Origin of the sequence: Candidatus Poriferisodalis sp., from assembly GCF_965221945.1 — a bacterium.
Lineage (GTDB): Bacteria > Actinomycetota > Acidimicrobiia > Acidimicrobiales > Poriferisodalaceae > Poriferisodalis.
On sequence record NZ_OZ244925.1, the window covers coordinates 3,437,091 to 3,461,582 of the forward strand.

The following is a 24,492-nucleotide window of genomic DNA, read 5'->3' on the forward strand; positions in this document are numbered from 1 at the left end:
GGGGATACTCTGCCGACCCTTTGTCATGAATAACACTCATGGCATATTGAGGCACGCAAGAGGTGCCGGTGGCCGTTCGAGAACCCGACAAACGCCCGCTGCGGCGCAACGCTCTCGCTGCCGTCGTGCTTGCGCTTGCGGTGACCACCCTCGCGGTGCCTGCTGCGGCCGATGCCCCAGCTGTTCCTGGCAAGCCCACGGGGCTGCGCGTCGTGTCCGCCGCTCACGATCAGGTCACGATTGGGTGGGACGATCCAGGCGACGCGTCGATCACCGGTCATCGGATCCTGCGCCGCTTGCGCGATTCCTATGAGGTAGGCCGCTTCGACGTCATCGAAGACAACACCGGCACCGCGGACACCACCTTCACCGATACCGAGATCACGCCCGGCACGCGTTACGTGTACCGCGTCAATGCGGTCAACTCTGTGGGCGTCAGCCGCCAGTCCACGTCCCCCCCCCCCCGCCAAATAACGACGACAACAATGACGGCGACGGGGGCAACGGCGGCGAAGACAACAACGACGGTGTGATCCCCGGCGAGACCATCGGCCGGATCGACATTCGTGACCCCGACAAGCTCACCGACGGCGATCCGGTCCCTGCCCGCAGCATCGTCACCATCGACCCTCCGCCGCTGCAGACCTCCACCCAGACAGTCGACGACCTCGACCGCACGCACTACCCCGATCTTGTGCTGGATTCGGCGAATGGTGATCCGCGCAGCATCTGGTCGGACGGGGTGACGTTGTGGGTGGGCGACGACGCGGACGAGAAGGTGTATGGGTACGAGCTGTCGGGCACGTTCGGGGATCGTGACTCGGCGCGGGACATTGCGGGGGTCACCACTGAGGCGTTCTATGTGACGGGCTGGGGGGATCGTTTGTGGACCGGCGACGAGGGCCAGCCCTCGGGTGCTGATCATCCGTGGGCGTACGCGTTCGATCTGCCGGGGCTCGCGCGGTCGTCGGGGCACGACTTCGCGTTGCGCGAGGGCGTCGGCGTCGGCGAGTCCACCGCGAGAGCGATCAGCCTCGCCAGCGGCGAACGCGTCACCGCTTTGGAGTTCGCCCTGCACGCCGACAACGACCACGCCAGAGGCATCTGGTCCAACGGGGTCACCATGTTCGTCGTCGACGAGATCGACGACAAGATCTACACCTACCGCACAGGCGACAACGCGGCGGTGCGCGTCGAGGGCGCGCCGCGACCGGGGCGACCCTCAGGGCGACTTTGGCTGATCCTGAAGGGGTGCCTGATCCGTTCACCGGGACGTGGCAGTGGCAGCGCCGAGCGGACGCGGACTCGGGCTGGGAGCCGATAGCGGACGCGACTGCTGATTCGTATGTGGTCGCTGCTGGGGATGTCGGCTACCAGGTGCGGGCGACAGCGACCTTCGATGCCGGCGCCGATGACGCCGGGGCCGACGAGCGCTGCACTGGCATGATCGCGTCGCCTGGGGGCCAGCGGTGGGACTCGGTGTCTGCAGGGGTGTGGCACACATGCGGCACCACTGGCGGGGAGGTGTTCTGCTGGGGCAACCGGGCTTGGTTCAACGATTCCGGCAAAGCCCACCACCATCCCCAGCACGACCCCTACAACGCACCCCGCTCAGCCCAGCCAGACAACGCCCGCTATTCGTCTGCGGGCTACTGGCACACGTGCTGGACCTACGGCACCGAGACCGCGCCCAAAGTGATCTGCACCGGCGACAACGGCTTGGATCAGGCCCGCTGGAAGAAGAAGACTCTCGACTGACACACAACGGCCGTAGCACATGGGTTTCGAGCCTGCTGAACGAGGTACATCGCCAGATCGCCGATCAGGATCTGCGGTTTGCGCTTCTGGGCTCGAGTGCACGCAAGCTCAAGTCCGCAGGCACAAACCTGTTGGCGGGCCGTGCGTCGCGTATGGCCATGCATCCGCTCACTGCCGCGGAACTGGGCAGCGACCGAGTCCACCATCGAGGTCGACTTCGTGCTGCGCCGCGACCACCGGCACGCAGCGATCGAGGTCAAGGCAGCGGAGCGATACAACTCCGCCTTCGTCAAAGGACTTCGAGCAGCAGCCGACCTGCCGGGCCTCGCACGACGCATCGTGATCTACCGAGGCCGCCGCGCCTTCCGCACTGAGGACGGTATCGACGTCTGGCCGCTCGAGACCTTCCACCAGGCCCTGCGCGACGGAGAACTGTGGAGCTGAGCCCCAGCCAACCGATCCGTTTGGGCCAGGCTCACTGGAAGAAGAAAACCCTCAGCTAGACGATGAGTTCCCAGGGGTGGGGGCTGTCCATGCCCTAGCTGCGACGAGAGCTGAGCGTGACGGAGATCGGGCCTTCGAGACGAGCAGTGCAGGTACCCATGTCCACGGGCGGACAAACCTCGCTGACCAACCGCTCAGTGATCTGCTCAAACACCTCAGCCGCAAGCCCACCAGCACCATTGCCAGTCACAGGCTCACCAGCATCACCGCCAGCGGACACGGCGGGCTCCAGCGGTATCGAACCCAGCAACGGCACGCCAAGATCAGCGGCCAGGCGCTCGCCGCCGCCTTCGCCGAAGAACGACCAACGCTGTCCGTCAGGTGCGACGAACGCACTCATGTTCTCCACCACGCCGACGATCGGCATGTGGCTGCGACGAGCCATGTCGGCCACACGCACCGCCACCTTCTGCGCGCTGAGCGCGGGGGTGGTCACCACCAGCATCTCGGCCTGAGGCAGCAGGCGCGCCAGCGCCATCTGCACATCACCGGTGCCGGGCGGCATGTCGATGAGCAGGTAGTCCACCTCGCCCCAGTCCACGTCGTGCAAGAACTGCTCGACGGCCTTGGCGAGCATGAGACCCCGCCACATCAGCGCGGTCTCCTCGGTCTCCACCAATAGCCCGGTCGAGACGACCTTCAGCAGACCGGCACCGGCAGGCCGTTCTTCGGGCAGAATCTTGCCCCGCTCTTCGCCCTCAGCGGGCGGGCGGGCGCCGAGGCGGCCCTCCATGCCCAGCATCCGGGGAACGCTGAAGCCCCAGATGTCGGCGTCCATCACCCCGACGACGAAGCCGCGTGAAGCCAACGCCGTCGCCAGGTTCACCGTCACCGACGACTTGCCCACGCCGCCTTTGCCCGACGCCACCGCCAGCACCCGGGCGCTGGCGGGCACCTGGCTCGGTGTGGCGTGGTCGCGGGCGGTGCGCCGGGCACGTTCCATCACCCGCGCCTTCTCGGCGGCGTTCAGCTCGTCCCAGTGCAGCCGTACGTTGGTGATGCCGGGCAGCCCAGCAACCCGCGTCTCGCAGTCCCGCTTGATCGTGGCGCGCAACGGGCAGCCAGCGGTGGTCAGCGCCACGGTGACATGCCCGGTACTGCCTTCGCGATAGGCGTTGCGCACCATGCCCAGGTCGACGATGTTGTCGCCCAGTTCGGGGTCCATGACACCGCGAAGGATGGCGATCATCGCCTCGTCATTCACGGGAGCATCGGTGGAGGTGCTCACGTTGAGGCAGGGTAACGCCGCTGCGGGTGGCCCCACAGGCCGGCGCCTGCTGCGGCGGGTATGGCTCCTTCGGCCTGCTGCACGCAGTTTCAAGCCACACCTGTGCAACTGGCTCCGATGGCACTAGCATCGACCTCAGAACATTTGCCCAATTCGGGCTGATTCGGGAGTCACTGTTGTGATCACGCTGACCGATACCGCCGCTGAAAAGGTCCACGAACTCATTACTCAGGAGCTGACTGAGTCGGGAGGCGAGACGGTGCTGGCGCTGCGTGTCGCAGTGCGGCCGGGCGGCTGCTCGGGCTTCAGCTACGAAATGTTCTTCGATTCCGAGACGGCTTCCGACGACATGTCAAAGTCGTACGGCGACATCAAGGTGGTGTCCGATCCGATGAGCGCGCAGCTGCTCGAAGGCGCCACGCTCGACTTCACCGACGGCCTGATGGGATCGGGTTTCGCCATCGACAATCCCAATGCGCAGCGCACCTGCGGCTGCGGCAGCTCGTTCAGCTGAGCCCGTCTGACATCGAGCCTGGCCCGACCGACGGCCGGGCGAGCACAGGCTCACTCCTGCAGTTCGTGGTTGACGGCGTAGTCGTCGAAGTTCCCGACGACGGCGACACGCTGCTCGGCGTGCTGCGCGACCGTCTCGGCATTGAGGCGGTCCTCGACGGTTGCAGCCCTCAGGGGCAGTGCGGCTGCTGCACGGTGCTGGTCGACGACGCGCCCCGCGTGGCCTGCGTCACACCGGCTCGCAGAGTGGCCGGACGCCACGTCACCACAGCTGCTGGGCTGAACCCCACAGAGCGACAGCGCTGGTCGGAGGCATTTCTTGCATGCGGTGCCACCCAATGCGGCTTCTGCACGCCAGGCATTGTGTGTCGCTTCGTGGGCCACGAACGGCGCGGCGCCGATCTGTCGGACCGCACGACGGTCGACAAAGCGCTGGCGGCGCACCTGTGTCGATGCACGGGCTGGCAGACCATCCGCGAAGCCGCAGCACACGCCGTAGCGCCACCCGCAGACGTCCCCGAACGTGACCCAGAGGCTGCCGCCCGCCGCGCCAGCATCGAGACCGGCGGCCCGCAGCAATCGGTGCCGGTCAGTGTGCTGGGCGGGCTCGACTTCGGCGCCGACGGAGCACCCCCAGGCACGCTCACTGCGGTTGCCGGACCAGACGGCAACTGGTTTGCGGCAGAGACCCTGACCGAGGCGCGCCGCCAGGCCGCCAAAGTGCAGGGTCGCCGCAGCACGCTCGAACCTGTTCCACCCATCGAGATCCCCGAACCGCCGGCTGGCAAGCAATGGGACGTCCGCCTGACGACCTGCTGGACCGAGCCCGGCTACCTCGAAACCGACGCTGCATGGTGCGTGCCCGGCGGCGAACCATCCGATCCGCTGGCAAACGGCGGTGCATTCGGAGGCAAGACATCGTCGCCAATCCAAGACGAGGCGCAACAGCTCGCAGCCCAACTCGGCCAGCCAGTCCGCGCGCTGTGGTCACGAGAAGACGCAGTACGCCGAGGCCCCAAGCGCCCCCCGCTAGCTGCAGGCCTCAGAGCCGACGGAACCGGAATCATCCGAATAGCAAGAACACCCGGCGCCGCCGACATCCTCCGAGCCGTCCTGCCAGCAGCAACGATCGAAGAAGTAGAAGTGCCGGGCCCCCCAACCTCGCTCGCACTACGCGCCGCAGTCTGGGCCGAAGCAAACATGCTGGCCACAGCGCTAGAGCGGCTGCAATCCGGCGAACCACTCCACACGAGCGGCACCGCCACGGTCAAGATCACGTCTCCCGCAGGAGCCACAGCCCAGGCAACGGTCGGTCCAACCGGAATCGAAGTGCACATCGAAGCTGGAGACCCCCTCGACAACGTGACCCTGCGCAGCTACGCAATCGGCGCCACCCACATGGCCTGGAGCTGGGTCACCTCCGAGTCCCTGTCAGTAGACGCCAAAGGCGAAGTCCAAGACCTCACCATCCGCAGCTTCGAAATAGCCCGCTCCGCCGACACCCCCAACATCGAAGTCACGATCAAACCCTCCAACCAGCCCCCCGTCCCAGCGGGCGAAGCAGTATTCGCAGCAGTAGCAGCAGCCACTTGGCTCAGCGCAGGAGCCCCACCCCGGACGCAAAGAGCACCTTGACCGCGTCGAATCTGTAGTTCACAGTGCGTCGAATCTGTAGTGTTGAGCTATGTCACCGGACGGCTACATCCCTCGAATTGTCGACCAAGAACTGGACGAGCTCATCGAGGGTCTGCCGGCGATCGCCATTGAGGGGCCCCGCGGAGTCGGCAAGACCGAGACTGCATTGCGGCGGGCCAAGACCGTTCACCGGCTCGACGACGCCGACCAGTACGCCTTGATCCGAGCTCAACGCCAGAGATTGATCGAGGGCGAACCGCCAATTCTGATTGACGAGTGGCAGCGAATGCCCGAGTCGTGGGACGTCGTGCGGCGAGCAGTGGACGCAGACGGTACTGCGGGCAGATTCCTGCTGACCGGTTCAGCAACGCCAACCCGCAAGCCGACGCACTCGGGGGCAGGTCGAATCGTGACCGTTCGAATGCGACCGATGTCCTTGGCGGAACGAATGCCCGTGGTGCCCACGGTCAGTCTCGGTTCATTGCTGAGTGGCACCCGGCCCGACTTGACGGGCGAGACCGATGCAACCATCGTCGATTACGCCGAGGAGATCATGCGGTCTGGCTTTCCGGGAATCCGGCGCCTCTCGAGTCGTCTTCGGCGGTCTGCCCTCGACGGATACCTGGACCGGATCCCAGAGCACGACTTCGATGACCTCGACCGTCGTGTACGTGATCCCCAAACGTTGCGTCGCTGGCTGATGGCCTACGCAGCAGCAACCTCAACGACAGCATCGTTCGAAACCGTGCGTGACGCAGCGGCGACGTCCCAAGGCCACAAACCAGCGAGATCCACCACTCTCACGTACCGGACGGCTCTGGAACAGCTGTGGCTGCTCGACGAGGTTTCGGCTTGGCACCCCACCGGGAACCCGTTGCGCCGTCTAGCTGGGTCACCCACCCATCACCTTGCCGATCCTGCGTTGGCTGCTCGGCTGCTCGGCTGCGACGCCGATGAACTTCTCGCCGGCACCACTGGCGGTCCGGCAATTGCTCGCAATGGACCATTGCTCGGTGCTCTCTTCGAGTCACTCGTCACGCTGTCGGTGAAGGTCTATGCGCAACAGAACGAAGCACGGGTTCATCACCTGCGCACCCATGGCGGCGAGCGTGAAGTCGATCTGATCGTCGAGCGTGGCTACGGCACAGTGGTGGCGCTCGAAGTCAAGCTCACTTCCTCAGTGGAGGAACGTGATCTGCGTCACCTTCGTTGGTTGAGCGAACGTCTGGGGCCCGACCTGCTTGACGCCGCGGTCATCACCACCGGATCCCACGCGTACCGTCGCCGCGATGGCATAGCTGTTGTTCCGGCGGCACTCCTGGGGGCGTAACGCATTGCAACCTGGCTAAGCGCAGGAGCCCCACCCCAACTCCCGACCGGGCGCGCCGCGCTAGCGTCACCCGGCGATGGCTGAATCAGCAATTGACAAGCTCCGCCGCCTCAGCGCAGCCGAGGACGGACTCTGCAGCTTCGTCTGTCTCGACGCGAGCGGGAACCCGCACGTGTCGATTATCAACGCCGGGGTCATGGACAACCCCGTAACCGGCGAGACCAGCGTCGCCTGCGTGGTGGCGGGCAAGGCTCGCAAGGCTCGATTGCTGCGCGAAGACCCCCGGGCAGCGGTCGCGTTCCGCCACCGCTGGGATTGGGTGGCTGTCCACGGCAACGCGCAGCTGGTCGGCCTCGACGATCCCGCCGACGGCGTCACCGACGCCGACATTCCCGAACTGCTGCGCGAGGTGTTCCGCTCGGCCGGCGGCAACCACGAGGACTTGGACGAGTACGACCGGGTGATGGCCCGCCAGCGTCGCCTGGCGGTCTTCATCGCGCTGGATCACATCACGTCCAACGCCGGCAGCATCTCTTGAACTGATCACCGGGGAACGAAGGCATACCGATGGCTGCACCTATCGCTCACTATTCGAAGTGGTACCGAGCCGGCGACTTCATGTTCGTCTCAGGCCAGATCGGCCTGCAGGACGGCGCGCTCGTCGATGGCGTCGAGGCCCAGGCCCGCGCCGTTCTTGCAAACGTCGAAGAGGCCCTCGCCGAGGCCGGAGGCACGCTCAACGATGTCGTCAAATGCCTGGTTTTCATGACCGACATCGGCAACTTCTCGCTGGTCAACTCGATCTACGCCGAGGCCTTCGGCGAGCATCGCCCGGCCCGCAGCGCCATCGGCGTGGCAGCCCTGCCGCTCGGTGCCGAAGTCGAGATCGAAGCCATCGCGCACCTGCCCGAATAGCTCCCTGACCCGGCCCGCCCGCCTACTACGCTGCGGACCATGTTCGGCGGCATCCTCATCGTGATCGTGCTCCTGCTGAGCCCGTTCATCATCACGATCTCACTGGCCGCCGTAGCTGCCCTGTTGGGCAAGCTCCTCGGAGACGACGCTGAAGCCCGCCACGAAGGCAGCTCCCTCGTCGAAACAAACATCTAGCCAGCTAGCGCCAGCGGTAAGTACCGAGCCGGTAGCCGACCGATCGCACGGTCTGGATCAGGTTGGCGTTCTCCTCGCCCAGCTTGGCTCGCAGCCGCCGCACATGAACATCCACCGTGCGGGCACCGCCGTAGTACTCATATCCCCACACTTGGTTCAGCAGCGCTTCACGCGTGAACACCCGCCCCGGCTGAGAAGCCAGGAAGCGCAGCAACTCGTACTCCATGTAGGTGAGGTCGAGCGGACGCTCGTCCACCACCGCTTCGTAGGTGTCGAGATTGATGCGCAGCGACCCGTAGGTGATGATCTCGGTCGAGGGGCCACTCGATGCGGCTGCCAAGTGCGCCAGGCGAGCCTCCAGCTCGCGCGGGTGAAACGGGTCCAGGCAGAAGTCGTCGAACAGCTCGTCGCGCATGGTCAATTCGTCAAGCGCGTTGCCGCGCACCAGCACCAGCACTCCCAGCGTGGCCGACGCGTTCTCACGCAGCGCCCGCGCCACCGCCCAGGCAGCATCGGTGCCGCCGCCGTCCCCGCTGCCGCCGTCGAGCCGGATGATCGCCCCGGTCCAACCTTCCGACGGCGCGGCCGCCGTCACGTCGGCCGCACTGGCCACCGGCTTCCAGGCGTAGCCGCCCAGATCCAGGAACTGCGCTAGCTCGGCGCTCACGGAGGCGGGGTGGACGGCGTACATGGTCACTCAACAGTTCACACAGCGGCGAAGTAGTTGTCCAATTCGAATTGGGTCACCTGGGTCTGGTACGCCGACCATTCTCGCCGTTTGTTGCGCAAGAACCAGCGGAACAGGTGCTGGCCCAGCGTTTCGGCCACGAGTGTGCTGCCTTCCATCTCGTCGAGCGCCTCGTCCAGCGAGGCCGGCAGGTTGTGCCCGTAGGCCGGTCCGCCGTGGTCGCTGTAGCCGGTGATCGACGGGGGCGTCTCAGGCGGCAGCTCGTACCCCTCTTCAATACCCTTCAGCCCCGCGGCCAAGATGACGGCGAACGCCAGGTACGGGTTGCATGCGGGGTCCGGCGCCCGGTATTCGACCCGCGTCGCCTCCTCGGCCTCGTTGCGTGTCGGCGGCACCCGGATGAGCGCCGCCCGGTTGCTGCGGGCCCACGAGATCCCCACCGGCGCCTCGTACCCCGCAATCAGCCGCTTGTAGCTGTTGACGAGCTGGTTCGTGACGGCGGTGATCTCGCGTGCGTGGGCCAGCAACCCCGCCACGAAGCCCCGCGCCACGTCGGACAGCCCGTCCGCACTGCTGGGGTCGCTGAAGGCGTTGCGCCCCTCGGAGAACAGCGACAGGTGGGTGTGCATCCCCGAGCCCTGCACCCCAGCCAGCGGCTTGGGCATGAACGTGGCATGCACGCCGTGCTCGAAAGCGATCTCGCGCACCAGCAGCCGGAATGTCATCACGCTGTCGGACATGGTGAGCGCATCGGCGTAGCGGAGGTCGATCTCGTGCTGGGACGGCGCGTCCTCGTGGAACGAGTACTCGACGGGTATGCCCATCGCCTCGAGCGCACTCAGCGTGCGATGCCTGATGTCCGACGCGATGTCGGCGGTGGTCAGGTCGAAGTAGCTGCCCCCGTCCAGAGGCACGGGGCGCCCGTCGGCCCGTTCGGGCTCGAACAGGAAGTACTCCATCTCGGGTGCGACATAGAACGTGTAACCGGCGGCGCGCGCCCGGTCCATGACCCGTCGCAGCACGCCGCGCGGGTCGCCGCTGAACGGCGTGCCGTCGGCAGCGGTGATGTCGCAGAACATGCGGGCCGAGATATCGTCGCTGGTCCGCGACGGCATGAGCTCGAACGTCTCCGGATCGGGCTGGGCCACCATGTCGGCCTCAGCGATCCTGCTGAAGCCTTCGATGGATGACCCGTCGAACACCATGCCCTGCTCGAAGGCCGTTTCCAGCTCTGCCGGCGAGATGGCGAATGACTTCAGCTGGCCGGCCACGTCGGTGAACCACAGACGGATCAGTCGCACGCCCCGTTCGGTGACGCGGCGCAGCACGTAGTCCTGCGGTCGTTCCATGGCGACCTTCCCCTTCCGGTTCGGCTCAGTGGGTCGCAAAGTCCTCGGTGGAGGACCGGCAGGGTCCCAGTGGCTGAGCCCCCATTGTCGGCGGTGATATGAGGCCAAAACCAGGCACCAGAGCCAGCTTCACGCGTTGTTCACAATTGAGCAATGGCCCGGAAACCCTGGCTCGTTTGTATCGTGCGCACGGATATTGGTGTCAGCCGCCGACCGAGCCAGCTGCGCGCAGGCTCACCGGCCACACCCGATCCACCCTGGTTCACATCCGATTCAGTTCACATCCGATTCAGCGAAGGAGCATGCTGTGACCTACCGGGCTGAGTACATCTGGACCGACGGCACCGAGCCCACGGTCGAAGTGCGTTCCAAGACGAAGGTCCTTGCCGACGGCGAAGAGCCGGGCATCTGGGGATTTGACGGTTCCAGTACGAACCAGGCTGAAGGAAGCGACTCCGACGTCGTGCTGCAGCCCGTCTACACCTGTCCCGATCCGCTGCGCGGCGGCAACGACATCATGGTGATGTGCGAGACCCTCCTGCCCGAGACGTTGGAGCCGCACCCCACCAACATGCGGGCCAAGCTGCGGGCAATCCTCGACGAGTACGGCGATCAGGACTTCTGGTTCGGGCTCGAGCAGGAATACACCATGCTCGATCCGGTCACGAAGTGGCCCTCGGGCTTCCCGCCCAACGGCTTCCCCGGTCCCCAGGGGCCCTACTACTGCGGTGTCGGTGCGCTGCGCATCCACGGCCGCGATGTGGTCGAGCAGCACACCACTTGGTGCATCGACGCGGGCCTGGCCATCTCGGGCACCAACGCCGAGGTCATGCCCGGGCAGTGGGAGTTCCAGATCGGCCCGGTCGACGCCCTCACCGTGGGCGATGAGATCTGGCTGGCCCGCTACCTGCTGTACCGCGCCGGTGAGGAGCACCAGATCGAGATCAGCCTCGCCGCCAAGCCCATGCAGGGTGACTGGAACGGCGCCGGCATGCACACCAACGTGTCCACCAAGGCCATGCGCGAGAACTACGAGGCAGTGGTGAAAGCGGCCGAGTCGCTGGGCGCCCCCGGCAAGCCCGCGGAGCACATCGTCGGCTACGGCCACGGCATCGAGCTGCGCCTGACCGGCGAGCATGAGACCGAGCGCTACGACACGTTCAGCTACGGCGTGTCCGACCGTGGCGCCTCGGTGCGCATCCCCTGGCAGGTCCACCAGGAGGGCAAGGGCTACATCGAGGATCGTCGGCCAAACGCCAACGCCGATCCCTACGTGGTGACTGCGCTGCTGAGCCAGACCATCGGCGAAGTCCTCGCCTGACCTGACGCCCTAGCGGTAGAAGTTCGTGATCGGCATGCGCCGATCCTTGCCGAAGCTCTTCGCTGTGATGCGAGGACCGGGCGGCGACTGACGGCGCTTGTACTCGGCGATGTCGACGAGCCGCGTCACGCGGTGCACGAGCTCGGCGTCGGCACTGAGCTCTTCGGCAACGTCAATCAACTCGGCCGCGCTGAGGTCGCCTTCCACATAGGCCTCCACCAGGGGGTCCAGCAGTTCGTAGGGCGGCAGGCTCTGGTCGTCGCGCTGGTTGGGCCGCAGCTCCGCTGACGGCGGCTTGGTCAGGCAGGCCTGCGGGATGCGTTCGCCGTCGCCCTGGCGGTTGCGCCACCCGCACAGCTCGTACACCACCAGCTTGGGCACGTCGGAGATGACGGCGTACGCGCCGGCGGTGTCCCCGTACAGCGTCGTGTAGCCGACGGACGTCTCGGTCTTGTTGCCGGTGGTCAGCACGAGCCAGCCGAACCGATTCGACATCGCCATGAGCAGGACGCCGCGGATGCGGCTCTGAAGATTCTGATCGGTGAGATCTGCGGCTGCTCGGTCGGCGGTTGAGCCGACGTCAGCAGCCCGGTCGGCGGTTGAGCCGACGTCAGCAGCTTGATCGGCAGCCGAACTGTCGTCGCCGGGGTTGGCGCCCTCGAGCATTCCGGCCAGGGCTGCGTGCGCGGGCTCGATCGGCACGGTTCTGAAGTCGATGCCCAGGTTGGCGGCGAGCTGGGCGGCGTCCGTGCGAGATCCTGCGCTCGAATAGCGCGACGGCATGGAGACGCCGTGGACGTGTTCGGGGCCGAGTGCGTCGGTGGCGATGGCTGCGACAGCGCTCGAGTCGATGCCGCCGGACAGTCCGACAGCCACGTCGGTGAAGCCGTTCTTGCGGACGTAATCGCGGGTCGCAACCACCAGCGCCAGCCACACCTCCTCCAGCGGGTCGAGCGGCGGCGTCAGCACGCTTTGTGCCGCGCCTTCGCCGGACGATGGGGAACGCTGGGCGTCTCCGATGTCCAGATCGCAGACGGCGACCTGATCGGCGAAGGCAGGAAGCCGGCACACGACGCTGCCGTCCGCGCCGGTCACGAACGAGCTGCCGTCGAAGACCAGCTCGTCCTGCCCGCCCACCTGGTTGACGTAGACGACCGGAACGCCAAGCGCCGAGGCACGGGTCCGAGCGACCGCCTCTCGGTCGGCTTGCTTGCCGCGCCGGTACGGCGACCCGTTCAGGTTCACCAACAGCTGCGCGCCCATGGCAACTTGCGCGAGCGCTGGACTGGTGTCGGCCTCGCCCCCGATGATTGAGGGCAGCCCACCGTCGTCGGCGGCGGCGTCAGCAGTCCGAGGCGGCCCCCACAGGTCTTCGCACACCGAGACACCGACACGGACATCGCCGATCTCCAGCAATGGTCCCGCCTCGGTGCCGGGCACGAAGTAGCGCTGCTCGTCGAACACCGAGTAGTTGGGCAGCAGATGCTTGCGAAACACGCCGCGCACCTCGCCGTCCCAGCACATCGCTGCGGAGTTCCACAACCGCACCGGCCCGGCCTGCCCGCTGTCCTCAGGGAAGCCCACCACCGCAGGCACCTTCCCGGTGCCCCCAGCGATCCGCTCCAGCGCCCGTGCAGCGCCCTCCACGAATGCCGGCTTGAGCAACAGGTCCTCGGGCGGGTACCCAGTCACCGTCAGCTCGCTGAACACCACCAGCTGCGCGCCCAGCTCCACAGCCTCGTCGTAGGCCGCCAGAACCATCTCGGCGTTCCCGTCAAGGTCCCCCAGCCGAAGGTTCAACTGCGCCAACCCCAAACGCACCCGAGCCATAGGCCAAACCCTACGCCCACCCCCCCAACCCCACCACCGGGGCGAAGACACCATTTGGGCGCACGGAACCGAACCACCGCGCACTGCGTCAAAGAACAGCAACGAAGGATCAATCGAGTGAATGTTGCGCGCGGAGGTAACGGCGATGGACGTGGGTACGATGCGCCGTCACCGGGGGGACGCTGTGGCGGCTACCGGCTTGGTAGTAGCGGGGGACGACCAGCGAGGTGGCGTAGTGGCCAAAGAGAGGGTCGAACGTGACGAGGAAGATCTCGTCCGCCTGTACCTGACCGATATCGGCCAGTACCCCCTGCTGAACAAGGACGACGAGGTCCGGCTCGCCCAGCAGATCGAAAAGGGCATAGCTGCCAAGGACTCCCTCGAGTCCGACAGCGCCTTGGTCAATTCGAAGCTGTCGAGCGCCCAGCGCCGCCGCCTCGTGCGCACCCAGCGTGAAGGCGTACGAGCCGAGCGCACGTTCGTGCAGTCGAATCTGCGGCTGGTGGTGTCGATCGCGAAGAAGTACCAGGCGTCGGGGCTGCCGCTGCTCGATCTCATCCAGGAAGGCAACTTGGGCCTGATGCACGCAGTCGAGAAGTTCGACTGGCGCAAGGGCTTCAAGTTCTCGACCTACGCGACGTGGTGGATCCGCCAGGCGATCACCCGTGGCATTGCCAACACCGGCCGCACCATCCGGCTGCCGGTGCACGCAGGCGACACGCTGGCACGCCTGCAGAAGGCCCGTTCCCGCCTCGAGCTGAAGTACGGCCGTCCCGCCACGCTCGGCGAGCTGGCGATCGAAGTCGACATGCCCGAGCAGAAGGTCACTGAGGCGCTGCGGTTTGCTGCCGAGCCGCTGTCGCTGTCGGAGCCGCTGCGCGAGGACAGCGACGCGGAGCTCGGCGATGTCGTCGAGGACCGCGCGGCCGAGTCGCCGTTCGAGGTGGCGGCCACCACGCTGCTGCCCAGCGAGATCGTGCGACTGCTGTCGCCGCTGGACGAGCGCGAACGCGAGATCCTCAAGCTGCGCTACGGCCTCGACCGGGGCGAGCCCCGCACGCTCGAGGAGGTGGGCGAGCATTTCAAGCTCACCCGCGAGCGCATCCGCCAGATCGAGGCGCGGGCGATGTCGAAGCTCCGCCATCCCAGCACCGACACGGGCGCTCGCGACCTGCTGTCGGTGTAGGCAGCGCAGCTTCCGCACCGGAAGCGTCGGCACCGGACGCCGCTGTTGATGGCAAGCGCCGACGCAGTCCCTGAATTCGACAACCTGACAGCATTCGACAACCTGCCAGCGGCACCCTTGCAACAGGTCCTGCTCTGCGGGGACATCCACAGCAATGCCGAGGTCGCGGCTCGGGTGTCGGCCGTGGCGACCGACGAGGGCTGCGCGGTCGTGCTGCAGGTCGGCGACTTGGGGTGGCGCCCAGGCGACGAACGCAGTGCCGAGATGTGCGAGGCGGTGGCCGGCGGCGGCGTGCCATGGGTCTTCGTTGACGGGAATCATGAGCACCTCGGGGACTTGGCGTCGCGGGCGGCACCGCACCGCAGCCAGCGCTCGCCCGACGGTTTCGATCCCGATCCCGACGGGCTGTGGGGGCCCACAGAACCGATCCAGATTGCTCCCATGCTGTGGTGGGCGGCTCGAGGCTCACGCTGGACGTGGCGCGGCACGAGCTTCGGCGCATTGGGCGGTGCGTGGTCACCCGGCTGGCACTATCGCCAGCGGGGCTGGCGTTGGTTTCCGCGAGAGACGATCAGCCGGCGAGACCTCGACGCCTTGGGCGACGAACCGCTGGACGTGCTGGTGTGCCACGACGTTCCCGCCCGCGAACTCGTCGGGGAGGGATCGGGGTTCGCACGCCGAGGCGATACCCAGATCGGCGAGGCGAACAGCGCCCAGGTACGCGCGGCAGCTCGGCGCACCGGGGCCCGGCTGGTCGTGCACGGCCACTGGCACGTCGGGCACTCGTCGTTGCTCGACACCGGGCGGGCGGAGCTGACCGAGGTGGTGGGCCTGGCCGCGAACGGCGAGCCGGGCAGCTTGGCCGTGCTCGATCCAGTGACGCTGCAATTGCGATCAGCAGGTCCTGGCGGCGCGGAAAACCGACAGCGCTAGCTCACGGTGACGGTCTGGTTTCTGCGGCACGCGCCCCCATGGGCGCGGCGGTTGGCTCAGGCCTCGCTGAGGCGCCGAACCACGATGACAATCAGAGCGCCGACGATCACGGCGAGCAACAGCTTTTTCATGGTGCATCGTCCTCTGTGACGGGTTGGCCGAAGTCATCGGCTCAGCGAATGCTACGCACACATTTTCTGAACACGGCGCGCGGCTCGATTGGCGGAGGTGGACGGGAATCGAACCCGCCGGACGGGGATCACCCGTCCCGCCCGCTTTGAAGGCGGGGGAGCCCACCAGGCGCTCAGACACCTCCGCCGGTCATCTTTGCCCACCTTCGCGTCACGCGCCAGCGGCCAAGCCCACTCGTGCTCGTCGGAAAATCAATTGATCGCGCCCCTATGCATCGGCCAAGGTCACATCTCGTTATGAATTTCATGTGTTTTCTCTGATTTTCAGGAGTATCAATGATCTATGCCTATGTGGGCGCGAAGGGCGGTGTCGGCAATACCGTGACGGCCCTGCTTGCTGCGAGCAGTGCCAAGCGCGCCGGTCGCGATGTCGTGCTGGTCGATCTCACCGGCGACTTCGGTGTAGTGCTGGGCACAGCGCCCGATCTGCCGGGCATCGCCGAGTGGACCGCGGCAGACGAACTGTCATTGGGCGCGGCGTCGGCGCTGGCGGTTGATGTCGCGCCCGGGGTCAGCTTGTTACCGCGCGGCAGCGGCGAGATCGACGACGCCCGGCTCGGAACCCTGTGGTCGCTGCTCGCCGCCAAGCCACGGGTCAACATCATCGACGCGGGTCGCGGCCGGGCTGCGCTCGACCGGGTGGCGGGGCCGAGGGTGCGGCGCCTTCTCACGATGACCTGCTGTTACCAGGCGCTGCACCGAGCACGCGACGTCGTGGCCGAGGTTGACGACGTGATCGTGCTGACCGATACGCAGCGTGCGTTGGGCCTCGCCGACATCGAAGCCGCATTGGGACGTCATGCCGATGCCGTCGTGGCGGTCGACCGCTCGATCTCGCGCTGGGCCGATGCGGGCCTGCTGCTCGACCGTTGCGCGAAGTCGGCGCGGTCCCTGGATGCGTTCTTGTGAATCGCATGGCCCGGGCTGTCGGGCGGCATCCGGCAAGCAGGGCGCCGTCGAGCAGAGCCTTTGTGGAGGAGATCCACGAACGGTTCCTGCCGGCACCGGCGCCCGAGGCCCGTGACGTCGCGGCCGCTGTGGACTCCGCGGCACCGCTGCTCGACCGCAACCACGCTGCCGAGCTCGTGTCCGAAGTGCTGGCCCGCCTTGCGGGCATCGGCCCGCTCGCGCAGATCTGGGGCGATGACGAGGTGAACGAGGTGATGATCAACGGCCCCGGCCCGATCGTCATCGAGCGGCGCGGCCGTCTGTCGACGCTGGGTTCGATCAGCGCCGCCGAGGTGCACCGTCTTGTCGAGTACTTGCTGGGGCCGACGGGGCGCCGCGTGGATCGTCGCCTTCCCATGGTGGACGTACGGCTCGACGACCGCACGCGCTGCCACATCGTCGTGCCGCCGGTTGCAGTGGACGGCCCGTACATCACGCTGCGCCGTTTCCCCGCCGACATCCGCCACCTCAGCGAGTTGGCACGTCCGGCAGACGTCGAATATCTGCATCGGCTTGTGGCTGAACGGGCCAACTTGATCGTCTTCGGCCCCACCAGCACCGGCAAGACCTCTCTGCTGGCGAGCTTGCTGGCCACGGTCGCCGACCGGGAGCGCCTCGTTGTGGTCGAGGAAGCAGCGGAGCTGCCCCGGCTGGGCGTCAGCACGGTGCGCCTCGAAGGCCAGCCGCCGAACGTCGACGGGGTCGGAGCGGTGACGATGGCCGAGTTGGTGGCAGCGGCGCTGCGGATGCGACCCGACCGTCTTGTGATCGGCGAAGTGCGCGGCCCCGAAGCAGCGGCGCTGTTGCAAGCCCTCACGACCGGCCATCGCGGCTCGGTGTCGACCCTGCACGCCGACGATCCCGCGCATGCGCTGTGGCGGCTCGAACAGCTTGCTCGAGCCGGTGGCGCGGTCGGCGATGTCGGCGCGCACATCGCGTCGGTCCTCGACGGCCTCGTTCACATGAGTCGCGCTCCCGAGGGGCGCCGGACGGTCACCGCCATCTACAAGGTGCGAAGCGACGGCTCGCTGCAGCGAGTTGCTGGGTTGGACATGGCGGCGCGCGTGGCTGCGGCCGTGTGATGGAAGCGGCTGAGCGTGCTGTTCGTACTGGTGCTGGCATGCGTGGGCGCGATCACGTCACCGGCGGCGCGCCAGTGGCTCCGCAAGCGTCGGCAACGGCGTCGAGACCGGGCGGCGGTCGCATCCCGTTCGGCGCACATGGGCGACTTCTGCGCCGCCGTGTCGCGCCGGCTAGGTGGCGGAGACACACTGCTGCAGGCGCTGCGCGCTGCCGCCGGGGATGGCCCGATGTCGCTGCCGCTGGACCAGGTCTCGGACGAGCACGAGCGTGGGGTCACGCTGAGCCGCGCCGTGCAGCGATGGGCGGCACGCGAGCAGACATCCGAGGCGGCGCTGCTCTCGACGGCAGTGACGCTGGCCTCGGACCGGGTGGGGGCGCAGCCGCAGCTCTTCGACCACGTCGCTGCGACAGTCCGGGCGCGAGCCGACATGGCCGCCGAGGCTCGCGTCCACGCAGCGCAGGCCCGCGCTTCGGTCTGGGTCGTGGCGGCGTTGCCGTGGGCGGTCGCGCTCGCGCTGCTGGCCGAAGGCGGCGCTGCCGCCCGAGTGCTCACGTCCACACCGCTGGGCTGGTTCTGCGGCAGCGCGGCGGCCTTGGCAGAGCTGGCGGGCGTGACATGGATGCGCGCCACGGTCGCACGGGCGATGCGATGACGGGAGATGCGATGACGGGCGAGTTGGCTGCGGTATGGAGCACGGCAGTTCTTTACGCCGCCCTCGTGGTCGGCTCGCTTGCGGACAGCCCCATCTTCAGGAGCGTCGTGCTCACCAATCCCGTCGTCGTGGGCGGGTTGGCTGCTGCAGCCGTCTGCTGGGGCGGCTTCATCACCCGGCCCGAGCCGGCGCGCCGCCGCTCGATGCTGCTCGCAGCCACGGCGCAGCACACCAGGGGCGCGTTCATCACGGCGGACTCCCTCGCCAGCCACCCGGCCCGCTGGCTGCGCCTGACGCGGTCGCGCCGCGGCGACATTCCGCACCCCGATCGCGTGGCGGCAGAGTTGGGAGCCATCGTCGACGTCATGAACGTAGCCCTGGCGTCGGGGTTGTCGATCATGGCCTCGCTGCAGCTCGCGCTCGCCCACCGCGACGCTGCGAGCCCGACCGGCCGCTGGCTCGCCGCACTGACAGCGCCCCATCGGCCGCTTGACGAAGCATTGGACGAGTTCGGCCGCGTCTGCGGGCCCCGCGCGCGGGCCTTTTCCGCTGCTGTCACCGGCTCCATGCGTACCGGCATTCCGCTGGCATCCGAGCTGGAGCGTCTCGGGCGGGAGCTGCGCTCCGAAGTCCGCCGGCGCCTCGAAGGGCGGGTCCGGCGCCTGCCTGTGCTGCTGCTGTTCCCCCTCGTGCTGTGCGTGCTCCCGGCGCTCGGGCTGATCGCGATCGTGCCAGTGCTCGTCGCTGCGTTCGGTGCCTGATGCCCGGCACCCGCTTCGCCCCCAAACCAACCAGAACCACCAAGGAGCTCCGATGACGGAATTCTCAACTGCCCATCCGACTGCCCATCCGACTGCCCATCCGACTGCCCATCTGAATGCTGTGGCGCGCCGCCCACCGCCGGTGCGCCGCACCCACCGGCTCACGCCGGTCGAGTTAGCCGACGAGACCGGTCAGACCACCGCCGAGTACGCCCTGCTCACGGGAGCCATCGCGTTGCTGGTGGCGGCCGTCACGGCCTGGGCCACCACCACCGGCAAGATCGGCCGCCTGCTCGACGCGGTGTTCAACTACCTCACCAAGGCCATCTCCTGAGCCCACGCGCCCCAGGCCGCCACCAGCACGGGCAGGCCACGGTCGAGTTGGCCCTGCTCATGCCGTTCCTGGTGTTGCTGCTCATGTGCATCGTCCAGACGGCCTTGGTCGCGCGTGACGCAGTGCTGGTGTCACATGCGGCCCGGGTCGGCGCGCGCATTGCGGCGGTGGAGCCGTCGCTGAACGCCGTCCGCAGCGCGGTGATCGCCGCAACCCCGCTTGATTCGGGACGGCTCGACGTCGAGCGAGAATCCGCCCGCGACCTGGTGCGCGTCACCGTGCGCTACCGCTCGCCTACGGAAGTTCCGCTGGTCGGTGTCCTGATCGGCGACGTCGATCTGTCCGAATCGGCCGCCATGCCCGACGAACGCCGAGACCGTCCAGGGGGATAGCGCGAAATTGCCGCTTGCGCATGTCACACCCATGGGGTTCAATGCAAGTCACACACCCGTAATTACAAGTCAGGAATTTCGGCAACGAGATTGCAGCTGCAACCGGGGTCGGGCACACCTGTCGAGGGACTGCCGGGAGGAACGATGGCATTCGCAACTGAAGAAGCGCTCGAAGCACCAGAAGGGAACTGGTGGGATCAGGCCAACTGCCTCGGCGTCGATCCCGATTTATTCTTTCCCGAGCGCGGGGCCAGCACCCGCGAGGCCAAGGCCGTCTGCCGCGGCTGCATCGTTAGCGATGACTGCCTTGAGTACGCACTCCGGAACAGCGAGAAGTTCGGCATCTGGGGCGGCATGAGCGAGCGAGAGCGCCGCCGAGTACGCCGCCAACGAGCCCTGACGAGGCGCGCCGCTGCTGGCTGACGTGTCGAGGCCTGCCAGCCCGGCTACTGGCTTGACTGAGCGCTGGTACGCTCGCGAGCGTGATGGCAATCGCGCTTGGACCGCCCGAACTGCTCATCCTGCTCATCATCGTGCTGGTGCTGTTCGGGGGAGCCAAGCTGCCGAAGCTGGCGCGCTCGCTCGGCCAGGCTCAGCGCGAGTTCCGTCAGGGCGTGAGCGACGAGGAAAAGGCGGCTGGCGGCAGCTCGCCGAGCAGTTCGTCGAGCGATTCCAAGCCCAAAGACTCTTGACCTAGCTCGCGCTCAGGCCGCGCGAGCGGGCTTGCCTGCACGACGACGATCCCGCAGGATCCGGCGGCGCTGCCGCTCCGAAGTCCCGCCCCACACTCCGTGGGTGATGTTGTGGGCGAGTGCGTACTCCCGACACGGGTCTTTCACCGGGCACTCTGCGCACACCTTTTGAGCGGCGATCACGCCGGCCCCATCGCTGGGAAAGAAGACGTTCGGGTCGGTATCGGCACAGCTGCGACGAGTGACCCAGTCGGAGGCCAGGCTCTCCGAGCCAGGGCCGTTTGGCTCGTGGACAGAAGCAACCTGCAATGTCGGCAGATCGCTCAATTCGGGATTCTGCCTTGCCGCCCGGATCGAACCGACCAGAAAAGCTCCGTAGTTGAGACCCCGGCTGGCGAGGCCATCGTCGTACATCCTCATCACGAGAACCAACGCCATACACACGCGTCTGGTTCCGGAGATCGCCGACTTTCATCGAATTTTCATGTGGTGTTCATGACCTGTTTGCCACAACCACGTCGGTACCCTTGTCGAGCGCCGATCTACACCCAAGGAAGCTTGTGTCCGACATCGCCACCGAAGCAGAACAGCTCCCGCCCGAGGTCGGCATCCGCATCATCTATCTGGGGCCTGTCGCGCCCCATTGGGAGATTGCGGGGATCTACGGCGAAGAGGCGGCCGTCGAGGAATTCCGCCGCCGCACCAACGCACGCCTGCAGTTGCTCCCGCCCCACGATCCGCAGTTCCGCCGCAACCGCGAGCGGGTCGTGCGCGACGCCGAACGCGAGAATTACGAGCTGCACTGGGACCTCGGCATGCCCGAAGAAGACGAGGAAGATCTGTAGGCCTCACTCGCGTTCACGGGTTGTTCACGGCATCCGTTCTGGTCGTTCACCGGCAGCCACCGTCGATTTCACCGGGTCTTCGTAGCTTTCGCTGCCATGCGAGACCCTTGCTCGTCGTCGCGCCGCGCCACGAAGCTGGTCGTGGCCTTGCTCATTGCATTTGCTTTGTTCGCTGTCGGGTGCAGTTCGAGCGACGACGACTTGTCGGGCGAAGACTCGTCGGGCGAAGACGGCGCGGCATCAAACAGCGGATCGATCAGCGTCACCGGATCCTCCACGGTCGAGCCGATCACCAACCTGCTCGCTGAGGCCTTCGCGGCGAAGAACCCGAAAGTGGCCTTCTCGGTGGCGGGCCCGGGTTCAGGTGACGGTCACAAGGCCGCCTGCGCCGGCGAGGTTCCGATCTGGAACAGCTCGCGCCAGATCAAGGACTCCGAAGCCGAATGCCTTGCTGAGGCCGGCATCGAGTTCATCGAGCTGAGCGTCGGCATCGACGGCATCTCGGTCATCACCGCAGCGGCCAAGGACACCATCGACTGCCTGAACTTCGCAGACCTCTACAGCCTGGTCGGCGTCGAGTCCACCGGCTTCAGCTCCTGGACCGACGCCAACAGCCTGAACGCTGAGCTGGGCGGCACTGGTCCGTTCAGCGGCGGCGCACTCGAGATCTTCGCCCCCGGCGAAGAGTCGGGCACCTTCGACAGCTTCATCGAGATCGCCCTCGAAGACGTCTGGGAAGGCCGCGTCGAAGAAGGTCATGCCGACGAGAACTTCGCCGTGCGTCCCGACTACAACGCGTCGGCCAACGACAACGTGATCATCGACGGCATCGCCGGCAACGACTCCAGCCTGGGCTGGGTCGGCTTCGCCTTCGCCGACGAGAACCGCGACGTGGTCAAGCTGCTCGAGATCGACGACGGCGACGGCTGCGTCGCTCCGACGCCCGAGACCATCGCCTCGGCCGAATTCCCGATCGCCCGCTTCCTCTACACCTACATTGACGCCGCGCAGGCGTCGGACCCGGCTATCAAGGCATTTGTCGACTTCATGCTGAGCGACGAGGGCCAGATCTACGTGGTCGAGGCCGGCTACGTGAACTTGAATTCGACCGACTTGGAGCAGTCGCGCAGCAACTGGACCAACCTGACCACGGGCAAGAACTTCTAGACATCCGGGAACCAAAGACGCCGCCGCATGAGTCCCGCCGTATGAGTCCCATCGCATGAGTCCCACGCCGGACAGATTCACGCTCAGCGCAGCAGACCTTCAGACCTCGCCGATGCGCCGGGTGCGCTCGCAAACCGTCCGCTGGCTGTTCATGGGCGCGGCCGCAGTCACGGTGCTGGTCAGCGCACTCATCATCTGGACAGTTGCCTCGCAGGCGTGGACCTACATCAGCCAGGTGGAGTTCACCAAGCTCACCGACATCGGCTGGTTCCCCCGCCGCGGTCTGTTCGACCTCGGCACGCTGTTGGTCAACTCGCTGCAGATCTCGGTCATCGCCATGGCCGTGGCGGTGCCCTCGGGTTTCGGCGCGGCGATCTACCTCTCCGAGTACGCGCACCCCAAGGTGCGCAAGGTCATGAAGCCCACGCTCGAGCTGCTGGCCAGCGTCCCCAGTGTGGTGCTCGGCGTGTTCGCCATCAGCTTCATCACCCCGTCGATCCTCAGCAACTTCTTCAACGAGATCAACTTCTTCAACAAGCTTGCCGCCGGGATCGCAGTCGGCCTGCTGGTCGTCCCGCTCATCGCCTCGATCGCTGAGGACGCGTTGCGAGCCGTGCCGGTGGCGCTGCGGGAGGCCTCCGCCGGTCTCGGCGCCCGCAAGGTCACCACTTCCATCCGTGTGGTGCTGCCAGCCGCCATGTCCGGCCTGATGGCCGCCACCATCGTCGGCTTCAGCCGTGCGATCGGCGAAACCATGGTGGTCACCATCGCGTCGGGCGGCGGCGACACCTCGCTGTTCAACATGTCGATTCTCGAATCGGGCGGCACCATCACCTCGGCCATGGCTGCGCTGGGCCTCGGCACCGACCAGGTCGCCGGCAACGACCTGGCGTTCCAGAGCCTCTACTTCCTGGGCGCCCTGCTGTTCGTCATGACCCTGGTGCTCAACATGGCAGGCGACGTGATCGTCCGCCGGCTGCAGAACAGGTACTGAGAGCACAGGCCCTGACATGGCAGTACTGACCACCCCCGCAGGCATCGCCACCAACGCAGCCGACGTATTGCGCCGTCGCCGCGGCGCCGATGTGACCGGGGCCGTCTTCAAGTGGCTGCTCATCGGCGCCACCGTGTTCGCGACGGGCTTCTTGGCCGTGCTGCTCGCCGTCATGATCGTGGACGGCTGGGACGTGCTGTCGGGCAACCTCTGGTACTTCCTGACCCACGGCTTCTCGCAGCGCTCGGCTGGAGAGGCCGGCATCTGGCAAGGCATCATCGGCAGCTTGCAGGTGGCGCTTGTCACGGGCGTCTTTGCGGTGCCGACCGGTGTTGCCACCGCCATCTACCTCGTCGAGTACGCCCAGGACTCCCGCTTCGCCCGCATCGTCGAGCTGAACATCCGCAATCTGGCCGGTGTGCCCTCGATCGTCTATGGCCTGCTGGGCCTGGCGGTGTTCGTGAAGGCGCTTCAAGACTTCACACAGGGCAAGTCGGTCATCGCCGGCGGCATGACGCTGGCCGCGATGGTGCTGCCGATCATCGTCATCACTTCGGTCGAGGCGCTCAAGGCCGTGCCCTCGTCATTGCGCGAAGCCGCGTACGGTGTGGGTGCCACCAAGTGGGAGGTGCTCTCACGCCAGGTCTTGCCGGCCGCGCTGTCCACGATCCTCACCGGCACGGTGCTGGCACTGGCGCGCGCCCTCGGCGAGGCAGCGCCGCTGATCTTGGTCGGCGCCGCCACGGGCTTCCTCAGCTTCGGCGACGCCAACATGCTCGAGACCTTCGCCGGCCCCTACACGGCGTTGCCGGTACAGATCTTCAACTTCGCTCGCCTGCCCGGCGCAGACTGGGGGGCGAACGCCGCTGCGGCCAGCGTCGTCATCTTGGTCTTGGTGCTGGCGGTGAACGGCCTCGCTATCTACCTCCGCAACCGCTTCGAAAAGCAGTGGTAGTTGCAGTACAACCTCCTTGACGACCTCCCCGAACAGGCGATGATTCTGTGAATCCCGAGAAGGCCTTGATGACCCCCGAGTCCGAAGCACCA

Annotated in this window: 30 protein-coding genes and 1 tRNA gene; 25 read left to right on the forward strand and 6 right to left on the reverse strand. The window is 66.8% G+C overall.

Features of this window, described 5'->3' with window-relative positions; translation table 11 throughout:
- Window positions 1–68: 68 nt before the first annotated feature.
- The 4 genes from ACOQPH_RS16205 to ACOQPH_RS16220 all read left to right on the forward strand — a co-directional run bounded on the left by ACOQPH_RS16205 (window position 69) and on the right by ACOQPH_RS16220 (window position 2,202).
- Window positions 69–533: a fibronectin type III domain-containing protein gene (locus tag ACOQPH_RS16205; RefSeq protein WP_420622352.1), complete on the forward strand. Its 465-nt coding sequence runs from the start codon at window positions 69–71 to the stop codon at window positions 531–533.
- Entirely contained in the window at window positions 530–1,324 is a 795-nt protein-coding gene (locus ACOQPH_RS16210; protein ID WP_420622353.1) for a hypothetical protein, read from the forward strand. Before ACOQPH_RS16205 ends, ACOQPH_RS16210 begins: the two co-directional genes overlap by 4 nt.
- A complete protein-coding gene (locus ACOQPH_RS16215; protein WP_420622354.1) occupies window positions 1,252–1,758 on the forward strand; it encodes a hypothetical protein in 507 nt (168 codons plus the stop codon). Before ACOQPH_RS16210 ends, ACOQPH_RS16215 begins: the two co-directional genes overlap by 73 nt.
- 219 nt (window positions 1,759–1,977) lie before the next feature.
- Entirely contained in the window at window positions 1,978–2,202 is a 225-nt protein-coding gene (locus tag ACOQPH_RS16220) for a hypothetical protein (RefSeq protein WP_420622355.1), read from the forward strand.
- Window positions 2,203–2,296: 94 nt separating this feature from the next.
- Here ACOQPH_RS16220 and ACOQPH_RS16225 read toward each other — a convergent pair whose 3' ends face one another.
- Window positions 2,297–3,490 (reverse strand): Mrp/NBP35 family ATP-binding protein, encoded by a 1,194-nt coding sequence (locus ACOQPH_RS16225; protein WP_420622356.1) that lies wholly within the window; start codon window positions 3,488–3,490, stop codon window positions 2,297–2,299.
- Between the two features lie 151 nt (window positions 3,491–3,641).
- Here ACOQPH_RS16225 and erpA point away from each other — a divergent pair, with 151 nt between their 5' ends.
- The 6 genes from erpA to ACOQPH_RS16255 all read left to right on the forward strand — a co-directional run bounded on the left by erpA (window position 3,642) and on the right by ACOQPH_RS16255 (window position 8,078).
- The gene (erpA, locus tag ACOQPH_RS16230) at window positions 3,642–4,004 is read left to right on the forward strand and encodes an iron-sulfur cluster insertion protein ErpA (protein ID WP_420624374.1); all 363 of its coding nucleotides are present in this window, start codon (window positions 3,642–3,644) and stop codon (window positions 4,002–4,004) included.
- 65 nt (window positions 4,005–4,069) lie between these two features.
- Window positions 4,070–5,638, forward strand: a complete 1,569-nt coding sequence (locus tag ACOQPH_RS16235; RefSeq protein ID WP_420622357.1) for a 2Fe-2S iron-sulfur cluster-binding protein — start codon at window positions 4,070–4,072, stop codon at window positions 5,636–5,638.
- Between the two features lie 49 nt (window positions 5,639–5,687).
- Entirely contained in the window at window positions 5,688–6,968 is a 1,281-nt protein-coding gene (locus ACOQPH_RS16240) for an ATP-binding protein (RefSeq protein WP_420622358.1), read from the forward strand.
- Window positions 6,969–7,044: 76 nt separating this feature from the next.
- A complete protein-coding gene (locus ACOQPH_RS16245) occupies window positions 7,045–7,506 on the forward strand; it encodes a pyridoxamine 5'-phosphate oxidase family protein (RefSeq protein WP_420622359.1) in 462 nt (153 codons plus the stop codon).
- 29 nt (window positions 7,507–7,535) lie between these two features.
- A complete protein-coding gene (locus tag ACOQPH_RS16250) occupies window positions 7,536–7,883 on the forward strand; it encodes a RidA family protein (protein ID WP_420622360.1) in 348 nt (115 codons plus the stop codon).
- Window positions 7,884–7,922: 39 nt separating this feature from the next.
- Window positions 7,923–8,078 (forward strand): hypothetical protein, encoded by a 156-nt coding sequence (locus ACOQPH_RS16255; protein ID WP_420622361.1) that lies wholly within the window; start codon window positions 7,923–7,925, stop codon window positions 8,076–8,078.
- Between the two features lie 4 nt (window positions 8,079–8,082).
- Here the strand turns inward: ACOQPH_RS16255 and ACOQPH_RS16260 are convergent, their stop codons facing one another.
- A complete protein-coding gene (locus tag ACOQPH_RS16260) occupies window positions 8,083–8,745 on the reverse strand; it encodes a winged helix-turn-helix domain-containing protein (RefSeq protein WP_420622362.1) in 663 nt (220 codons plus the stop codon).
- A gap of 38 nt (window positions 8,746–8,783) precedes the next feature.
- Window positions 8,784–10,115, reverse strand: coding sequence for a glutamine synthetase family protein (locus ACOQPH_RS16265; RefSeq protein WP_420622363.1), 1,332 nt, complete (start codon window positions 10,113–10,115; stop codon window positions 8,784–8,786).
- 307 nt (window positions 10,116–10,422) lie between these two features.
- Here ACOQPH_RS16265 and glnII point away from each other — a divergent pair, with 307 nt between their 5' ends.
- Window positions 10,423–11,436, forward strand: a complete 1,014-nt coding sequence (glnII, locus tag ACOQPH_RS16270; protein ID WP_420622364.1) for a glutamine synthetase GlnII — start codon at window positions 10,423–10,425, stop codon at window positions 11,434–11,436.
- Window positions 11,437–11,445: 9 nt separating this feature from the next.
- On the opposite strand, the gene nadE is transcribed toward glnII, so the two are convergent.
- Window positions 11,446–13,266 (reverse strand): NAD(+) synthase, encoded by a 1,821-nt coding sequence (nadE, locus tag ACOQPH_RS16275; protein ID WP_420622365.1) that lies wholly within the window; start codon window positions 13,264–13,266, stop codon window positions 11,446–11,448.
- Between the two features lie 145 nt (window positions 13,267–13,411).
- Between nadE and ACOQPH_RS16280 the strand changes: the two genes are divergently transcribed.
- Window positions 13,412–14,452, forward strand: coding sequence for a sigma-70 family RNA polymerase sigma factor (locus tag ACOQPH_RS16280; protein ID WP_420622366.1), 1,041 nt, complete (start codon window positions 13,412–13,414; stop codon window positions 14,450–14,452).
- 48 nt (window positions 14,453–14,500) lie between these two features.
- The gene (locus tag ACOQPH_RS16285) at window positions 14,501–15,385 is read left to right on the forward strand and encodes a metallophosphoesterase family protein (RefSeq protein ID WP_420622367.1); all 885 of its coding nucleotides are present in this window, start codon (window positions 14,501–14,503) and stop codon (window positions 15,383–15,385) included.
- A 220-nt stretch (window positions 15,386–15,605) separates the two neighbouring features.
- Here the strand turns inward: ACOQPH_RS16285 and ACOQPH_RS16290 are convergent.
- Window positions 15,606–15,701 (reverse strand) — tRNA-Sec (locus ACOQPH_RS16290).
- A gap of 151 nt (window positions 15,702–15,852) precedes the next feature.
- Between ACOQPH_RS16290 and ACOQPH_RS16295 the strand changes: the two genes are divergently transcribed.
- The 8 genes from ACOQPH_RS16295 (at window position 15,853) to ACOQPH_RS16330 (ending at window position 20,439) form a co-directional block, all read left to right on the forward strand.
- Window positions 15,853–16,485 (forward strand): hypothetical protein, encoded by a 633-nt coding sequence (locus ACOQPH_RS16295; protein ID WP_420445806.1) that lies wholly within the window; start codon window positions 15,853–15,855, stop codon window positions 16,483–16,485.
- A 62-nt stretch (window positions 16,486–16,547) separates the two neighbouring features.
- A complete protein-coding gene (locus ACOQPH_RS16300) occupies window positions 16,548–17,606 on the forward strand; it encodes a CpaF family protein (protein WP_420622368.1) in 1,059 nt (352 codons plus the stop codon).
- A gap of 15 nt (window positions 17,607–17,621) precedes the next feature.
- Window positions 17,622–18,260, forward strand: coding sequence for a type II secretion system F family protein (locus ACOQPH_RS16305; protein ID WP_420622369.1), 639 nt, complete (start codon window positions 17,622–17,624; stop codon window positions 18,258–18,260).
- Window positions 18,224–19,021 (forward strand): type II secretion system F family protein, encoded by a 798-nt coding sequence (locus ACOQPH_RS16310; RefSeq protein ID WP_420622370.1) that lies wholly within the window; start codon window positions 18,224–18,226, stop codon window positions 19,019–19,021. The genes ACOQPH_RS16305 and ACOQPH_RS16310 overlap by 37 nt, the downstream gene beginning before the upstream one ends.
- Window positions 19,022–19,073: 52 nt before the next feature.
- A complete protein-coding gene (locus tag ACOQPH_RS16315; RefSeq protein WP_420622371.1) occupies window positions 19,074–19,355 on the forward strand; it encodes a hypothetical protein in 282 nt (93 codons plus the stop codon).
- A 59-nt stretch (window positions 19,356–19,414) separates the two neighbouring features.
- On the forward strand, window positions 19,415–19,747 hold the full coding sequence (locus ACOQPH_RS16320) for a TadE/TadG family type IV pilus assembly protein (protein WP_420622372.1): 333 nt from the start codon (window positions 19,415–19,417) through the stop codon (window positions 19,745–19,747).
- A 144-nt stretch (window positions 19,748–19,891) separates the two neighbouring features.
- On the forward strand, window positions 19,892–20,170 hold the full coding sequence (locus ACOQPH_RS16325) for a WhiB family transcriptional regulator (protein WP_419551498.1): 279 nt from the start codon (window positions 19,892–19,894) through the stop codon (window positions 20,168–20,170).
- Window positions 20,171–20,232: 62 nt separating this feature from the next.
- Entirely contained in the window at window positions 20,233–20,439 is a 207-nt protein-coding gene (locus ACOQPH_RS16330) for a Sec-independent protein translocase subunit TatA/TatB (protein WP_420622373.1), read from the forward strand.
- Between the two features lie 12 nt (window positions 20,440–20,451).
- Here the strand turns inward: ACOQPH_RS16330 and ACOQPH_RS16335 are convergent, their stop codons facing one another.
- The gene (locus tag ACOQPH_RS16335) at window positions 20,452–20,877 is read right to left on the reverse strand and encodes a WhiB family transcriptional regulator (protein ID WP_420622374.1); all 426 of its coding nucleotides are present in this window, start codon (window positions 20,875–20,877) and stop codon (window positions 20,452–20,454) included.
- 122 nt (window positions 20,878–20,999) lie between these two features.
- On the opposite strand from ACOQPH_RS16335, the gene ACOQPH_RS16340 reads away from it, so the two are divergent.
- The 4 genes from ACOQPH_RS16340 (at window position 21,000) to pstA (ending at window position 24,400) form a co-directional block, all read left to right on the forward strand.
- A complete protein-coding gene (locus ACOQPH_RS16340) occupies window positions 21,000–21,284 on the forward strand; it encodes a hypothetical protein (RefSeq protein ID WP_419551500.1) in 285 nt (94 codons plus the stop codon).
- A 96-nt stretch (window positions 21,285–21,380) separates the two neighbouring features.
- Window positions 21,381–22,451 carry a substrate-binding domain-containing protein gene (locus ACOQPH_RS16345; RefSeq protein ID WP_420622375.1) on the forward strand — a complete coding sequence of 357 codons (1,071 nt, stop codon included), beginning with the start codon at window positions 21,381–21,383 and terminating at the stop codon, window positions 22,449–22,451.
- A 55-nt stretch (window positions 22,452–22,506) separates the two neighbouring features.
- A complete protein-coding gene (pstC, locus tag ACOQPH_RS16350; protein WP_420622376.1) occupies window positions 22,507–23,445 on the forward strand; it encodes a phosphate ABC transporter permease subunit PstC in 939 nt (312 codons plus the stop codon).
- A gap of 16 nt (window positions 23,446–23,461) precedes the next feature.
- Window positions 23,462–24,400, forward strand: coding sequence for a phosphate ABC transporter permease PstA (gene pstA, locus ACOQPH_RS16355; protein WP_420622377.1), 939 nt, complete (start codon window positions 23,462–23,464; stop codon window positions 24,398–24,400).
- The last annotated feature ends 92 nt before the right edge of the window (window positions 24,401–24,492 follow it).